At 70.3% G+C, this 15902-nt stretch carries 13 protein-coding genes; 5 read left to right on the top strand and 8 right to left on the bottom strand.

Annotated elements, in window-relative coordinates:
- Positions 1 to 58: 58 nt before the first annotated feature.
- Together CLM62_RS24655 and CLM62_RS24650 are read right to left on the bottom strand one after the other, a co-directional pair.
- Complete coding sequence (locus CLM62_RS24655) at positions 59 to 271, bottom strand: EF-hand domain-containing protein (RefSeq protein WP_095752086.1); 213 nt, start codon at positions 269 to 271, stop codon at positions 59 to 61.
- Positions 272 to 340: 69 nt separating this feature from the next.
- Positions 341 to 1255, bottom strand: a complete 915-nt coding sequence (locus tag CLM62_RS24650; RefSeq protein WP_095752085.1) for a MerR family transcriptional regulator — start codon at positions 1253 to 1255, stop codon at positions 341 to 343.
- 54 nt (positions 1256 to 1309) lie between these two features.
- On the opposite strand from CLM62_RS24650, the gene CLM62_RS24645 reads away from it, so the two are divergent.
- On the top strand, positions 1310 to 1981 hold the full coding sequence (locus tag CLM62_RS24645; protein ID WP_095752084.1) for a GNAT family N-acetyltransferase: 672 nt from the start codon (positions 1310 to 1312) through the stop codon (positions 1979 to 1981).
- On the opposite strand, the gene CLM62_RS24640 is transcribed toward CLM62_RS24645, so the two are convergent.
- The 6 genes from CLM62_RS24640 to CLM62_RS24615 form a co-directional block, all read right to left on the bottom strand.
- Positions 1935 to 2546, bottom strand: a complete 612-nt coding sequence (locus tag CLM62_RS24640; protein ID WP_095752083.1) for an ADP-ribosyltransferase — start codon at positions 2544 to 2546, stop codon at positions 1935 to 1937. The genes CLM62_RS24645 and CLM62_RS24640 overlap by 47 nt on opposite strands.
- Positions 2547 to 2621: 75 nt before the next feature.
- Positions 2622 to 3818, bottom strand: a complete 1197-nt coding sequence (locus CLM62_RS24635; RefSeq protein WP_095752082.1) for a YncE family protein — start codon at positions 3816 to 3818, stop codon at positions 2622 to 2624.
- Positions 3819 to 3929: 111 nt separating this feature from the next.
- Positions 3930 to 4433 carry an ATP-binding protein gene (locus CLM62_RS24630; RefSeq protein WP_095752081.1) on the bottom strand — a complete coding sequence of 168 codons (504 nt, stop codon included), beginning with the start codon at positions 4431 to 4433 and terminating at the stop codon, positions 3930 to 3932.
- A gap of 295 nt (positions 4434 to 4728) precedes the next feature.
- Positions 4729 to 5496 (bottom strand): enoyl-CoA hydratase/isomerase family protein, encoded by a 768-nt coding sequence (locus CLM62_RS24625; RefSeq protein ID WP_095752080.1) that lies wholly within the window; start codon positions 5494 to 5496, stop codon positions 4729 to 4731.
- Positions 5497 to 5660: 164 nt separating this feature from the next.
- Positions 5661 to 6836: an Ig-like domain-containing protein gene (locus CLM62_RS24620; protein WP_179382216.1), complete on the bottom strand. Its 1176-nt coding sequence runs from the start codon at positions 6834 to 6836 to the stop codon at positions 5661 to 5663.
- Between the two features lie 368 nt (positions 6837 to 7204).
- Complete coding sequence (locus tag CLM62_RS24615; protein ID WP_095752079.1) at positions 7205 to 8458, bottom strand: Ig-like domain-containing protein; 1254 nt, start codon at positions 8456 to 8458, stop codon at positions 7205 to 7207.
- A gap of 152 nt (positions 8459 to 8610) precedes the next feature.
- On the opposite strand from CLM62_RS24615, the gene glgX reads away from it, so the two are divergent.
- The 4 genes from glgX to CLM62_RS24590 all read left to right on the top strand — a co-directional run.
- The gene (gene glgX / locus CLM62_RS24610; RefSeq protein ID WP_095752078.1) at positions 8611 to 10857 is read left to right on the top strand and encodes a glycogen debranching protein GlgX; all 2247 of its coding nucleotides are present in this window, start codon (positions 8611 to 8613) and stop codon (positions 10855 to 10857) included.
- Between the two features lie 105 nt (positions 10858 to 10962).
- Complete coding sequence (locus tag CLM62_RS24605) at positions 10963 to 12774, top strand: ABC transporter ATP-binding protein (protein ID WP_095752077.1); 1812 nt, start codon at positions 10963 to 10965, stop codon at positions 12772 to 12774.
- Positions 12771 to 14816 carry an ABC transporter ATP-binding protein gene (locus CLM62_RS51860; RefSeq protein ID WP_257004069.1) on the top strand — a complete coding sequence of 682 codons (2046 nt, stop codon included), beginning with the start codon at positions 12771 to 12773 and terminating at the stop codon, positions 14814 to 14816. The genes CLM62_RS24605 and CLM62_RS51860 overlap by 4 nt, the downstream gene beginning before the upstream one ends.
- Positions 14817 to 14837: 21 nt before the next feature.
- On the top strand, positions 14838 to 15902 hold a 1065-nt coding region (locus CLM62_RS24590; protein ID WP_143659138.1), incomplete at its 3' end, for an ABC transporter ATP-binding protein.

The following is a 15902-nucleotide window of genomic DNA, read 5'->3' as shown; positions in this document are numbered from 1 at the left end:
ACCGCATGACAAAGGGGCGCCCGCCGGAAACCCCGTCTGGGCGCCCCTTCCGGGTGCGTCACTTGTTCAGGTACGTCCAGAACTCGTCGAACGACATCAGCTTGTCGCCGTCGAGGTCGCGGGAGGCGATGATCGCCTCGGCCACGGACTCGGTGACGTTCCAGTCGCCCCCCTGGGCCAGGGCGGTCTTGAACTCGGCGGGGGTGATGAGGCCGTCACCGTCCGCGTCGATCCGTTCGAACTGCTTGCGTGCTTCCTCGATGTCCGCCACCGATCCGCCCCTTTTTGTCTCGTGTTGCTGTGTTGCTCGCGCCTGGTCGGCTTCCTGACGAAGGTCAGATTAGCTGCCCGCCTTCGCTTCCAGCGCGGCGACCACCCATCCGAACTCCTCCCGGCGGGCCACCTCCGGCCCCTGCCCCTTCACGGTGGCCAGCAGCTCTCGGTAGCGGGCGACCTTGTCGTTCGTGGTGGACCTCAGGCGTTCGAGTACGGCGGCCGGGTCGGCGTCGCCCAGCAGGTCCCCCAGGATCCGCTCCGCCTCCGGCGACCCGGGCGCGATGCCCTGCTCCCGTGCCTCGGCCGCCAGCTGCACCAGCCGCCGGGCGAACCACATCGACGCCCCGACGGGGGTCTCGGGCCCACGGCCGGCCGCGTTGAACTCGGCCACCTTGCGCATGTGCGCCCGGAACTGAGGGTCCTGCAACATCTCGGCCAGCTCCACCCAGGCGTCCACCTGCTCGGGCGTCGGCTCGTCCGGCAGGTCCACGGCCATGCTCCGCATCCGCTCGCGGATCACGGGGTCCGCCGTGTCCAGTCCGTGGAACATCTCGTCCACGAACTCCTCCAGGATCCGCCTGCGCTCGGCGGCCGACAGCCGCGCCAACTTGTTCATCAGGGTCATCTCCTCCGCGGTCGAGCCGCGTCGCGCCACGGTCGACAGCACCGCACGGGTCACCTTCAGGGACCGGATCTGCGCGTCCAACGCCGCCACGTGCGCGGCCGCGACCGACGCCACGTCCTTCTCGCCGCTGACGACCTTGCGTACGTCCTCCAGCCCCAGGCCCAGTTCGCGCAAGGTACGGATCAGTTCCAGACGGGCGACGGACTCGGCGTCGTACAGCCGGTAGCCTCCCGTGGAGCGGGTCACCGGGTGCAGGACTCCCTCGTCGGACCAGTAGCGGATGGTGCGCACGGTCAGTCCGGTGGACCGGGCCAGCTCGCCGATGGTGAAAAGTCCGGTGCCGTGTTCGATCATGTCTGCGAGTGTGGGCCTTCCAGTGGGTGGAGACTCAAGGAGTGGGGCGCCTTCGTGAGGGACACACTGCGGGACATTCTCGACGCGGCGGCCCGGGGCGTCTTCCCGCCGGCGGACGGCGGTACGACCGTCGTGCCCCAGCCCTCCCCTCGCGACGCCGGTGTCCTCGCCTTCACCGCGCACTCCGTGGTCTTCACGGACGAGGACCCGGAGTGGGTGTACGAGACCCTGCGCGCCGTCGACTGTGACGCCCTCGCCGCGACCATGAACGCGCGGTTCCTCGCGGCGCTCATGGACCGTACGGGGCGCCGCAGCGACACGATCGACGTGCTGACGGTGGGCGCTCCGCTGCCGGGTGAGCCGCCGCTCGCGCTGAAGGAGGTCGAGGATCCCGGGCATCCGAGGGTGATGAGTTCCCGCGAGCGGCGCGACGACGTGCGGGTGTGGACCGCGGACGGCGGGCTGCTGGTCCTGGGGCGCGGAGTCGCCGGGCGGCTGGAGGTCGCGGTCGAGGTCGACGAGGACGTACGGCATCGGGGGCTGGGGCGTGCGCTGGTGCACGCGGCGCGGCAGCTGAGCGGGGGCGAGCCGGTGTGGGCCCAGGTATCGGCGGGGAACGCCCGCAGTCTGCGGGCGTTCCAGGCGGCCGGTTATCTGCCGGTGGGGTCGGAAGTGCTGCTCAGTGCCAGGACTTGTAGTGCGGGTTGCTCCGGCAGTCGCTCATGATCTCCACCTTGGTCTTCTTGTCGACCGGGCACACCCCGATGATGTACTCCCGCGCGATGCCGCCGGGGAAGGCGACCTCGACCTGGTCGGCCCACTTGTGGGTGTCGCCGATGGTCTTGTTGACGTCCACGCCGCCGGGGGCGTCGATGTAGTAGTTGTAGCCGGACTTCCACCAGGTCTTGTACAGGTCGTGGTCGTACGACGTGGACACGTACGGGGAGGGCTGGTTGACCAGGACGTACTTCTCGATGTCGTACTGGCCGCCCTCGACGTCCTTGGGGTAGAAGCCCTGCTCGAAGACGATGTCCGGGCCGCGGCCGTCGCTGCGGTAGAGCGTGCCGCAGGTCTTGCGCCAGACCGGCTTGGGGGTGATGCGGCGGACGTCGACCCGGCGGTCGGCGGCGGCCTTGACCGGGTCGTCAAACTGGGGGCAGGCGGGAGCGGTCTTGGTGGGAGCCGCCGTGGGAGCGGTCGTGGCGGGGGCCGTGGCGGCCGTGGTGGCGAGGACGGCGGCCAGGGACAGGACGGCGGCGGCCGCGCGCCGCCGCAGGCGAGTGGTGATCATGGGGTCCACGATTCCGGGTGTACGCGACGGGTTGGGGACCGTCACTCGTGCGGCGGCGTGTCAACTGACCTGGCGTCAGCGGAAGATGCCCGTGTGGCCTAGGGAGTAGCGGCCCGGCTGCGGGTAGACGGCCAGGCCGTGCGGCCCGCTGCCGACGGGGATGCGGGCGAGCTGGATGCCGGTGCGGGTGTCGATGGCGTACACCTCGCCGTCGTAACGCCCCGACAGCCACAGGACCTTGCCGTCGGCCGAGACGCCGCCCATGTCGGGGCTCCCGCCGTCGGGCAGGTGCCACTTCTTGGTGAGCTTGTTCTGGGTGAAGTCGAAGACGGAGACGGAGCCTTCGCCGCGGTTGGAGACGTACATCTCGCGCGAGTCGCGGCTGACGTAGAGACCGTGGCAGCCCTTGCCGGTGGGCAGCAGCTTCGGCATGTCGAACTTGTCGCCGTCGAGGACCCACATGCCGTGGGCCATCATGTCGGCGATGTAGAACTTCTTGCCGTCCGGGGAGACCTTGACGTCCTGCGGCATGGCACCTTCGAACGGCAGCCTCTGCTGCCCCACGACCTTCATCTTCTCGGTGTCGACCTTCAGCAGTTCGCCGCTGAACTCGCAGGAGACGATGAAGTACCGGCCGTCGAGGGAGAAATCGGCGTGGTTGACGCCGTAGCAGGTGACTGGTTCCGTCTTGATCCGCTTCATGGTGTGCGGGTCCCGGAAGACGAGCTCACGGTCGAGGGAGGCCATGACGACGGCGTGCTTGCCGTTGGGCGTGAAGTAGAGGTTGTAGGGGTCGTGCACCTCCACCTCCTTGCCCGCCTTGCCGGTCTTCGGGTCGATGGGGGTGAGGGTGTGGCCGCGGTTGTTGTTGACCCAGAGGGTCTTCAGGTCCCAGGAGGGCACGACGTGTTGGGGCTGGCGGCCGACGGGGATGGTCTCGATGATCTCGTACGTCTTCGGGTCGATGACGGAGACGGTGTCGGACTCGGTGTTGGGGACGTAGACCCGGGACGGGAAGTCCTTGACCACCGGGGAAAGCCGGTTCGGGCGGTCGGCCGCGTAGACGTCCTCCGGGTCGAGGACGGGTGGCATGCCGGGCAGGCCCTGGACGGCCTTCTTCTTCGGCGGCGCGGGTACGGCCGCCTTGGTGCCGCGGGCTTCGGGGGCGCGGTCTCTGGTCTCGGTGCCGCAGGCGGCCAGCGCGGCGAGGGCAGTGAGGGCGGTGAGGACGGCGCCCGTGCGGAGGGCCGTCCGGCGGTCGGTCGTGGTCACCGCACCATTTAAGGGGGGTTGCGGCGAAAATCGGGTGATTCGCCCGAATGGCGGCGCCGGTGCGGGTCGTCGCGGGGACAGGGGCTTGGGGCCTGTCCGGCGAATCACGCCCTAGCGGTCCGCCACCCTCATCTCGAACCACGTCGTCTTGCCCCTGGGCATCAGGTCCACGCCCCAGCGGTCGGAGAGTTTGTCGACGAGGAAAAGGCCCCGGCCGCTGGTGTCCATCGGCTGGACCGGCATGAGACAGGGCAGCCCCCGGGAGGGGTCGCGGACCTCGATGCGGATCCAGCCCCGGCGGCGGCGCATACGAAGGCCGAAGACGCGGGCGCCGGTGTGCCGTACGGCGTTGCCGACCAGTTCCGAGACCAGCAGGACGGCGTCTTCCGTCAGCTTGGGGGTGAGGCCCCACTGGCGGAGCACCACGACCTGGGCCAGCCGGCGTGCCGTGGCCGCCGATTCGGGGCGGGACGGCAGCGGAATCTCCGCCTCCGTGGGGTTGCCGAACAACTCGAGCGCCTTGAGTGCGTGTTCGTCCTCGACCGCCGGAGACCAGCGCGCCGCAGTCGCACGGCCCTCTCCCCGCGGCTGCTCGATACCCTCCAGCCCCGCCATGCCCCCATCATGGCCGCCCAAAGCGCCCCTCGGGGCCGTTCCCGACGAATACACCCGCCGGAATCCTTCATTCCCCAGGAGTCGATCGGCATATGCCAGTGGCAGTTCGGACCCCGTGGCAGCCTGTCCGACCTGCGGCGAAGGCTCGATCGCGGGCAATCGACAGGCCTCCTCGACAAGGCAGATTTAAGGTTGCCTTAAGGCTCCCATAAACCGCCCCATCGGGGGACCCGGATCAGACGTCATGTCAATTGCAAGCGGTTCGAGGGATTCCCCGAGATCAATTCGATGAGCATCAGAGGAACTTCGCCTTGCCCGGCCCTTCCTCAACGAAGCTGCGCATGCCCCGCTCGCGGTCCTCCGTGGCGAACAGGCCCGTGAACCAGTTCCGTTCGACGGCCAGACCCGTGTCGATGTCCGTCTCCAGGCCCATGTCGATCGACTCCTTGGCGGCGCGGAGCGCGATCGCCGGGCCCTGCGCCAGCTTCGCCGCCCAGGCGTGCGCCTCGGAGTACACCTCGTCGGCCGGGACGACCCGGTCCACCAGGCCCAGCGTGAGCGCCTCGTCCGCCTTGACCATGCGGCCCGTGAAGATCAGGTCCTTCGCCTTGGACGGGCCGATCAGCCGGGAGAGGCGCTGCGTGCCGCCCGCGCCCGGGATCAGCCCGAGCAGGATCTCCGGCTGGCCCAGCTTGGCGTTGTCCGCGGCGATACGGAAGTCCGCGCAGAGTGCCAGCTCGCAGCCGCCGCCCAGCGCGTAGCCCGTGACGGCGGCCACCACCGGCTTGGGGATGCGGGCCACCGCCGTGAACGAGTCCTGCAGGGCGCGGGCGCGCAGGACCATCGCCGTGTGGTCCATGGCCTGCATCTCCTTGATGTCCGCGCCGGCCGCGAACACCTTCTCCCCGCCCCACAGGATCACCGCGCGCACGTCCTCGCGGCGTGCGGCCTCCTCGGCGAGTTCCTTCAGCCTGTCCTGGGTGGCCACGTCCAGCGCGTTCATCGGCGGGCGGTCGAGGCGGATCGTGCCGACGCCCTCGGCGACTTCGAGATTCACGGTCATGCAGGCAGGTTAACGGGGGCTAACGGCAACCGGTCGGGTGCGGTCGATCACACTCGGCCGGGGGTCTGGGGGTTGACCCCCAGGCAGGCACAGCACGGGGGCTAACGACATAAGGCCCGGTGCCGTATGTCACAGCACCGGGCCGGCCCTACGTCAGCGAACGCTCACGCCTTCCACTTCTCCCACGACATGTTCCAGCCGTTGAGCCCGTTGTCCGGGGCGACCGTCGCGTCGTTGGAGTTCTTCACCGTCACCACGTCGCCGATCATCGAGTGGTTGAAGAACCACGCGGCCGGCACGCCGCTGTCGTAGCCGCCCTTCACATCGCGCAGGCCGATGCAGCCGTGGCTGGCGTTGTAGTTGCCGAAGGCGCCGCCGCCCCAGTAGTTGCCGTGGATGAAGGTGCCGGAGGTGGTCAGGCGCATGGCGTGCGGGACGTCCTTGATGTCGTACTCGCCGCCGTAGCCGACCGTCTCGCCGTTCATACGGGTCACCGTGAGCCGCTCGCTGATGACCATCTGGCCGTTCCAGGTGTCGTAGCCGGGCTTGCCGGTGGTGACCGGGATGGTCTTGATGACCTTGCCGTCCCGCATGACCTTCATCTGCTTGGTCTTCACGTCGACGACGGAGACCTGGTTGCGGCCGATGGTGAAGGAGACGGTCTTGTCCTGCTTGCCGTAGACGCCGTCGCGGCCCTCCACGCCGTCGAGGTTGAGGTCGACGGTGACCTTGGTGCCTTCCTTCCAGTACTTCTCGGGGCGGAAGTCGAGGCGGTCGTTGCCGAACCAGTGGCCCGCGACCTCGACGGCCGGTTCGGTCTTGACGGTGATGGCCTTCTCGACGTCTTCGGGGTTCGTGATGCCCCGGGTGAAGCGGATCGAGAACGGCATTCCGACGCCGACCTTCGAACCGTCCTCGGGCGTGAAGTTGCCGATGAAGGTGTTCTTCGGCGTCAGGGTGGTGAAGCTGGCGCTCTCGGCGGCTTCCCGGCCCTCGGAGTCCTTCGCGACCGCGTGCACCGTGTACTTGGTGCCGGCGGCGAGGTGCGTGGACGGCTGCCAGGCGGCGCCGTTCGCGGTGATCTTCCCGGCTATCGCGGTGCCCTCGGCGTCCTTGACCTCGACCTTGGTCAACTTGCCCTTGGCGACACCGACCTTGAGGGCACCGCTGGTGTCGACGGACTTGGAGCCGTCCTTGGGGGATATGGAGACGACGGCCTGTGACTGCTTGGTCTCCGCCTGGGAGGAGTCCTTGGCCTTGTCCTTCCCCTCGGACTCCGAGTCGGAGCCGCCGCCCCCGCCGCACGCGGTGACGGCCAGCAGCAGGACGCCGAGTATCAGCGCCAGTACCCCCCTGCCGCCTCGCCCCTCTTTTTGGCTCGCTCGCCTCCGGGGCGCCAAAGTCGGTGTCGAGAGCCCGACCGTGCTCAGCCCTTCGGGCCTCCGCGCGCTCGGCCTCTCGACACCGACGCGCCCCTGCGGCTCGCTCGCGCGCGCGTCAACCGACGCCCCCGATATCGGTCGCACGTTCAAGTTCTCTCCCCTCGCCGGGCCTGCTCAGACCCGCTCCCCAGCGCGCGGCCCGCACGCATCGGCGCATATTAACCGCAAGATTTTTGGCATCTCGTCAGCTCATGGTCACTGTTGCGTACCGACTTCATCAGTACTGACTTCAACGGAAAGGTGCCAGAACCCGCCCCCCTGTCGGGTTACTTCACCGCACTGCCCGTCTTCCACGCCTTCCAGCCCATATTCCATCCTCCGAGGCCGTTGTCGGGAGCGACCTTTTTGTCATTGCTGTGGACGACCTCGACGACGTCCCCGATGAGGCTGCGGTCGAAGAACCAACCCGCCGGCGTGTCCGACCCGCCGCCCTTCACGTCCCTCAGCCCCACACAGCCGTGGCTGACATTGGATTCACCGAAGACCTCCTCCGACGCCCAGTAGTTGCCGTGCAGGAAGGTGCCGGATTCCGTCAGGCGCATGGCGTGCGGGACGTCCGGGATGTCGTACTCGCCGCCGAAGCCGACCGTGCGGCTGTTCATGCGGGTCACTTCGAGCATCTCGGTGACGACCATCCGGCCGTTGTACGTGGTGGTCTTCGGCGCCCCGGCCGTGATCGGCACGGTGGCCAGCAGCGCGCCGTCCCGCCGTACCTCCATGGTGTGCTCGGCCGCGTCGACCAGCGAGACCTGGCTGCGGCCGACGGTGAAGGAGAACGTCTTGTGCTGGAGGCCGTAGACGCCGGGTGCCCCTTCGACGTCCCTGAGGCGCAAGGAGACCGTGACCTGTGTGCCGGGCTTCCAGTAGTGCTCGGGGCGGAAGTCGAGGCGGGACGTGCCGAACCAGTGCGGGCGGATCTCCACGGGCGGTTTCGCGCTCACGTGGACGGCCCGCTCGACGGCCGCGCGGCGCTCGATCTCCCGGTTGAACTCCAGGGAGACGATCATTCCGGTGCCGACGGTGGAGCGGTTCTCCGGGGTGACGTATCCGACGAAGCGCTCTTCGGGGACGTACGTCGTGAAGCTGGTGTGCCGGGCGGAGCGGCGCCCCTGGCCGTCCAGGGCCACCGCGTCGATCGTGTACTTGGCGGCCAGCGCGAGCCTGCGGTCGTCGGGCTCCCAGCTCAGGCCGTCCTCGGAGAGGTGCCCGGGCACCGGGGACTCCTGGGCGTCCTGGGACTTGATGACCTTCACCGACTCCAGTCGGCCGCTGGGCACCCGGATCCGGAGTTTCTCGTCCGGCCGTACGCCCTTGCTGCCGTCGTCCGGGGAGATCCGGATGATGTCCTCGGGAGCCGGGGGTTTGCCGAGCCCGCCGATGCCTCCGATGCCCCCCATGCCTCCGATGCCGCCCGTGCCGTCGGCCGTGCAGCCGGCGGCCCCGGCGAGCAGTCCTGCCCATGTCAGTACGGCGGCCAGTGCGACCCCCACGCGCCGTGCGCGCCCAGTTACGTGCCTCACGACGATCCCAACGACCGGGCCCGCTTCTGGGAAACGTGAGTGCGACCCAAGCTCTGGGCAGAACAGTGGGGAGAACGACGCGAGGGGGTGCCGTGGCCGGGACGTCACTCGCCCTTTCCCACGTCGTTCCGCGAGCCGTGGGAGGCTGACAGGTGTCCAGCGCAGCCGAGCAGGAGGCGGTGCCTGCCGCCGAGAAGGGGCGTCCTGCCGCCCTGGTGAACGGCGCGCAGCGCAAAGCGCCGGCCGTGCCCGTGTGGCCGGGTGCGCCGATGCCGCTGGGGGCCCGGTTCCGGGTCGGTCCGGACGGGGTTGCGGGCACCAACTTCGCGTTGTGGGCGGGCGGGGCCGAGGCGGTCGAGCTGTGCCTGTTCGACGAGGCCGGCAAGGAGACCCGGGCCCGGCTGACCGAACTGACGCACGAGATCTGGCACGGCTTCGTGCCGGGCGTGATGCCCGGGCAGCGGTACGGCTACCGGGTGCACGGCCGCTGGGACCCGTGGACCGGCGGCCGCTGGAACCCGGCGAAGCTGCTCCTCGACCCGTACGCCCGCGCGGTGGACGGCGACTTCAGCTTGCCGCCGGAGGTGTACGGGCACGTCCGCGACTGGCCGCAGCAGCAGGTCGCGGACACCGTGCGCGACGACCGGGACTCGGCGCCGTACGTCCCGAAGGGCGTCGTCGTCCACGACGACGCCCCCGACGACGAGTGGATGGACGACCGCCGGCCCAAGACGCCGTGGGCCGACTCGGTGATCTACGAGGTGCATGTACGGGGGTTCACGCAACGGCACCCCGGCATCCCGGAGGAGCTGCGGGGCACGTACGCCGGGCTGGCGCACCCGGCGGCGATCGAGCACCTGGTGAAGCTGGGCGTGACGGCAGTCGAGCTGCTGCCGGTGCATCAGTTCGCGCACGAGGACCATCTGCTCAGGCGCGGCCTGAAGAACTACTGGGGCTACAACTCGATCGGCTACTTCGCGCCCCACGCGGCCTACTCCGCCTCCGGTACGACGGGTCAGCAGGTCGGCGAGTTCAAGCGCATGGTGCGTGCGCTGCACGCGGCCGGCATCGAGGTCATCCTCGACGTGGTCTACAACCACACCGCGGAGGCGGGCGAACTGGGGCCCACGCTCTCCCTGAAGGGCATCGACAACCGCGGCTACTACCGGTTGCAGTCGGACGCCCGGCGGTACGCCGACTACACGGGCTGCGGCAACACCCTGCACGTCGTCCAGCCGCACGTCCTGCGCCTGATCACGGACTCGCTGCGCTACTGGGTGACGGAGATGGGCGTCGACGGCTTCCGCTTCGACCTGGCCGCCGCGCTGGCCCGCTCCATGCACGACGTCGACATGCTGTCCCCCTTCCTGGCGGTGATCGCGCAGGATCCCGTGCTGCGGCGGGTGAAGCTGATCGCCGAGCCGTGGGACGTGGGGTCGGGCGGGTACCAGGTAGGGGCCTTCCCGCCCCTGTGGACGGAGTGGAACGACCGGTACCGCAACGCGATCCGCGACTTCTGGCGGGGCGCGCTGCCGGACGTACGGGACCTGGGCTACCGGCTGTCGGGATCGAGCGACCTGTACGCCTGGGGAGGGCGGCGGCCGTACGCCTCCGTCAACTTCATCACCGCGCACGACGGTTTCACCCTCCGGGACCTCGTGTCCTACGAGCGCAAGCACAACGAGGCGAACGGCGAGGGCAACCGCGACGGCACGGACGACAACCGCTCGTGGAACTGCGGCGCGGAGGGAGAGACGGACGACGAGCGCGTACGGGCGCTCAGGCGCCGCCAGCTGCGGAACCTGCTGACGACGCTGCTCCTTTCGACGGGTGTGCCGATGCTGGTCGCGGGCGACGAGCTGGGGCGGACGCAGCGCGGCAACAACAACGCGTACTGCCAGGACAACGAGATCAGCTGGGTGGACTGGGGCCTGCTGGAGGACCAGGGCTGGAAGGCCCTCCTCGACCTGACCACCCGCCTGATAGACCTGCGCCACCGCCACCCGGTGCTCCGCCGCCGCGCCTTCTTCTCCGGGCGGGCGCACTCCGCGGACGGCCTGCGGGACCTGGCCTGGTTCACGGCACGCGGCACGGAGATGACGGAACAGGACTGGTACGCGCCCGCCGCCACGCTCGGCATGTACCTCTCCGGCCGGGACATCCCGGGCCGCGACGAGCGGGGCGCCCCGATCCTCGACGACAGCTTCCTCGCCGTCCTGCACGCCGGGGACCGCCCGACGAGTTTCGCGCTGCCGGGGCCGCCGTGGGCGGAACGGTACGAGGTGGTCGTCGACACGGCACGGGAGGAGCAGGGGGAGGCGCCGGGGGTTGTGCATCGGGCGGGGGCGGCGATTACGGTGCCGGCGCGGGCCGTGCTGCTGCTCAAGGTGGTCGGGTGAGGTGGAATGACCGTTCGAACGCGCAGGTCGTAGGACCAGCGGCCGAACCGGGTCCGGCCAAAACTCGGTGGGCGATGTCAGTGCCGATCCGTAGGCTCCCATCTGATGCCCACTACACCTGCCACCGCCAAGGACCCCGAACAAACCGAAGAAACCACGGACCGATCCGCCGTACGCACGCTGCTGCGGCTGTGGCCGTACGTCAGACCCGTGCGGGTGCGGCTGTTCAGCGCGGCGTTCGTCGCGGTGCTCGCCTCCTGTGTGGGGCTGGTGATCCCGCTCGTCCTGAAGTGGATGGTGGACGGGCCGGTCGCCGACCGGGACCCGGCGGGCGTCTGGCTCGGAGCGCTGTACCTGCTGCTGCTCGGGTTCGCGGAGGCGCTGCTGTTCGGGTTGCGGCGGTGGCTGGTGGCGCGGCCGCTGGCGGGGGTCGAGGCGGCGATGCGGGCGGATCTGTACCGGCACCTGCAGCGGCTGCCGGTGGCGTTCCACGACCGGTGGGCCTCGGGTCAGCTGCTGTCCCGGGGGACGACGGACCTGATGCTGCTGCGCATGTTCCTCGCCTTTCCGCTGACGTTCCTGCTGGTCAACGGGGTGACGATCGTCGTCGGCGTGATCATCATGCTGTTGCAGGACTGGTCGCTGGGGCTGGTGATCCTGGGGCCGGCCATCCCCGTGATGGTGACGTGCGTGGTGTTCGAGAAGCGGTACGCCAAGGTGGCGCGGCGCGCGCAGGACCAGGTGGGGGATCTGACCACGGTCGTCGAGGAGAGCGTGCTCGGTATCCGGATCATCAAGGGCTTCGGGCGGCACCGGAGCCAGGCGCGGGCCTTCCGGGAACTGTCCCGCACCCTGCGCGGGACCGAGCTGCGCAAGGCGGGGCTGCTGGCGACGATCTGGGGCGTCATCGTGACGCTGCCGGAGGTGGCCATCGGGGCGGCGCTGGTGCTGGGGGCTGTGCAGGTGGCGGACGGGGAGTTGTCGGCGGGGACGCTGGTCGCCTTCTTGTCCACGGCGCTCGCACTTCGGTGGCCTGTCGACTCGATCGGTTTCCTGCTGGCGATGAGCCAGGAGGCGGCTACGGCTACGGAGCGGTACTTCGAGGTGATGGACCAGGAACCGGAGGAGCCGACCGCTGCCCCTGCTACCGCCACTACCGCTGTGGGCGACAGCAGTGGCCTCCAATTCCATGACGTACGGTTCCGCTACCCCGACGCCCCCAAGGACTCACCCCCCGTCCTCGACCACATCGACCTCCACATCCGCCCCGGCGAGTCCATGGCCCTGGTGGGCGCCACCGGCAGCGGCAAGACCACCCTCACGGCCCTCGTCCCCCGCCTCCACGAGGTGACGTCGGGCCGCATCACGCTCGACGGCGAGGACATCACGCACATGTCCCGAGAAGAGCTACGCTCAAAGGTCGCCGTCGCCTTCGAAGAACCCACCCTCTTCTCCGCCGCCGTCGGCGACAACGTTCTCATGGGCGCCGAAGACACCGCCGGCACCGCGGAGCTGCGGCGCGCCCTCGCCGTCGCGCAGGCCGACTTCGTGTACGCCCTCCCTCAGGGCACCGACACCCAGGTGGGCGAACAGGGCCACAGTCTCTCCGGAGGCCAGCGGCAGCGCCTCGCGCTGGCCAGGGCCGTCGTCGGCCGCCCCCGCTTCCTGGTGCTGGACGACCCGCTGTCCGCCCTGGACGTGCACACCGAGGCCGCCGTGGAGGCCGCCCTGCGGGACGTTCTCGCGGACACCACCGCCCTCATCGTGGCGCACCGCCCGTCGACCGTTCTGCTCGCCGACCGCGTCGCCCTGCTCTCCGGCGGCCGTATCGCCGCCGTCGGCACCCACCACGAACTGCTTCGCACCAACGCCGAGTACGCCCATCTGATGGCCGGGACCGAGGAGGCCGCCCGATGACGGCGCCCACGACCACCCCACCGGACAAGGGGCAACCGGACCGGAAGAACCCGGCCGAGGACCCCCACGCCTCGGGCGACGCCTTCGACCGCGACGTCCTGCCCACGCCCCCGGGTGCCACCGCGGCCCTCCTGCGCTCCCTCCTCGCCCCGATGAAGGCGCGCGTCGCCGTCACCACGCTCCTCCTGCTGCTCCAGCAGGCGGCCGTGCAGGCGGGCCCACTCCTGGTGGCGTACGCCATCGACAGCGCCGTTCCCGCGTTCCGCGACCACGACAACGGTCCCCTCGTCGCGGTCGGCGTGGGCTATCTGCTCTGCGCGCTCGCCTCCGGCGGCCTCCAGTACACGTTCATCATCGCCTCCGCCCGCGTCAACCAGGACGTGCTGCTGGACCTGCGCGGCCGTATCTTCCGCCACGCGCAGGCGCTCAGCATCGACTTCCACGAGCGCTACACCTCGGGCCGGCTCATCTCCCGCTCCACCACGGACGTGGAGTCCCTGCGCGAGCTGCTCGACGAGGGCCTGCAGGAGCTGGTCACCGTCATCCTGTCCTTCGTCTACATCGCGGCGCTGCTGCTCTGGCTGGACCTCGGGCTCGGCTCGGTCGCGGTGGCGTCCTTCGTGCCGCTGTATCTCCTGGTACGGCTGTACCGGCGGCGTGCGGCTCGGGTGTACGGGAAGCGGTCGACCGCCATCGCCGCCGTGATCGTGAAGTTCGTCGAGACGATGAACGGCATCCGGCCGGTGCGCGCGTTCCGCCGCGAGGCCGTCAACGACGCCGACTTCGCCGTACTCAACAAGCGGCACGAGCGGACCAACGGCGACGCGCTCCTGGAGATGGCCCGGTATGTCGTCGGCTCCCGGCTGGTCGCCAACGCGGCCGTCGCGCTGATCGTGCTGTGGGGCGCCTACCGGGTGGCGGACGGCTCGCTGGAGCTGGGCGTGCTGGCGGCGGCGGTGCTGTATCTGCGCCGGCTGTACGACCCGATAGACCGGCTCGGCATGTTCCTGAACTCCTACCAGTCGGCGGCGGCCTCGCTGGAGAAGATCGCCGGGCTGCTCGCCCAGACGCCGTCCGTGCCCGAGCCCGCTACGCCCCGGCAGCTTCCGCCCCTAGGGCCTGCGTCGGAAGTGGCGCCTGCCGGGCGACGCCTGGCACGCACTCTCGCCGCACCGGGCGAAAGCCCAAGTACATCCAGTACGAGGGCTTCCGCCCGGCACGCCGAGAGCACGCACCAGACGCCGCCCGGCCCGCCCTCCGGGCGGACGACGCCACTTCCGACGCAGGCCCTAGCCTCCGAGCAGCCCGGCCGCGAGGTCGTCTTCGACGGGGTCCGGTTCGCCTACCGCACCGGCGGCGAGGTGCTGCCCCGCTTCGACCTGACCCTGCCGGCCGGGCAGACGGTCGCGGTCGTCGGCTCGACCGGCGCGGGCAAGTCGACGCTGGCCAAGCTGCTCGCCCGGTTCTACGACCCTTCCGACGGCCGGGTCCTCCTGGACGGCGTCGACCTGCGCGACCTCGCCGTGCCCGAGCTGCGGCGCGGGGTGGTCATGGTGACACAGGAGGCGTTCCTGTTCTCCGGCACGGTCGCCGAGAACATCGCCATCGGACGGCCGGACGCCCTCCGCGAGGACATCGAGCAGGCCGCGAAGGCCATCGGTGCGCACGACTTCATCAGCGAGCTGCCCGACGGCTACGACACGGACGTACGCAAGCGGGGCGGCCGTATCTCCGCCGGCCAGCGCCAACTCGTCGCGTTCGCACGGGCGTTGCTGGCCGATCCGGCCGTACTGATCCTGGACGAGGCGACCAGCTCGCTGGACATCCCGGGCGAGCGGGCCGTGCAGCGGGCGATGTCGACGGTCCTGCACGGCCGTACGGCGGTCGTGATCGCGCACCGGCTGTCGACCGTGGAGATCGCCGACCGGGTGCTGGTCATGGAGCACGGCCGGATCGTCGAGGACGGCACGCCGGCGGAACTGATCGAGGGCACCGGCCGGTTCGCGGATCTGCACCGGGCGTGGCGGGACAGTCTGGCGTGAACGATCGGGGGACAACAGAACATGATCGACGCGTACGAGGATCCGGGTACGCCCGACTGTCGCGGTGGATGGTCGTACCTGTGGTGGCTGGTGCGGCGGCAGCCGGGGCGGTCCGTCGCGGGGGCGCTGCTGGGCAGCGTGTGGATGGTGCTGCTGTCGGCCACGCCGTACATGATGGCGCGGGCCGTCGACGACGGGCTGGAGCGGGGCGACATGGGCGCCCTCGCCGGATGGACGGCGGCGCTGGTCGCGGTCGGGGCGTTCAACGCCTGGCTGAGCATCATGCGCCACCGCACGATGACCCGGGTGCGGATGGACGCCAACTTCCGCACGGTCAAGGTCGTGGTCGGCCACGTGGTACGGCTGGGGGCGGCGCTGCCGCGGCGGACGGCGGCCGGGGAGGTCGTGACCATCGGTGTGGGGGACGTGCAGACGATCGCCTCCGCGCTCACGGTCGTCGGGCCCGGCGTCGGCGCGGTCGTCGCCTACTGCGCGGTCGCCGGGCTGCTGCTGTCGGTGTCCGCGCAGCTGGCCGTGGTGGTGGTGCTCGGGCTGCCGGTGATCGCCGTGATCGTCGGACCGCTGATGCGGCGGTTACAGGCCACGGAGTCGGAGTACCGGGAGCGGCAGGGGGTGCTGACCGCGCGGATCGGCGACCTCGCGGGCGGGCTGCGCGTCCTCAACGGCCTCGGCGGGAAGGGGCTGATCGCCGACGGGTTCCGCCGGGACTCGGGACGGCTGCGGGACCAGGGGTACCGGGTCGGGGCCGTCACCAGCTGGATGCAGGCGGTCGGGGTGGGACTGCCGACGCTGTTCCTGGCCGTCGTGACCTGGCTGGCGGCCCGGCTGGCCGCCCAAGGGGCGATCACCGTGGGCGAGTTGGTGGCGGTCTACGGCTATGTCGCCGTGATCGTGCGTCCGGTGGCGTACTTCATCGACTGGGGCTACATGCTCGGCCGGGGCGCGGTGGCCGCCCGGCGCGTCGTCGGGCTGCTGCGGCTGGAGCCGGAGCCGGACGGCGGCACCCGCGACGCGCCCGTCGAACCGGCCGTGCTGCACGACCCGGAGTCCGGGGTGCGGGTGCTG

It is taken from the genome of Streptomyces sp. SA15, assembly GCF_002291145.1.
Lineage (GTDB): Bacteria > Actinomycetota > Actinomycetes > Streptomycetales > Streptomycetaceae > Streptomyces.
Note: the sequence above shows the minus strand (reverse complement) of the source record. Positions and strands in the feature narration are given on the sequence as shown.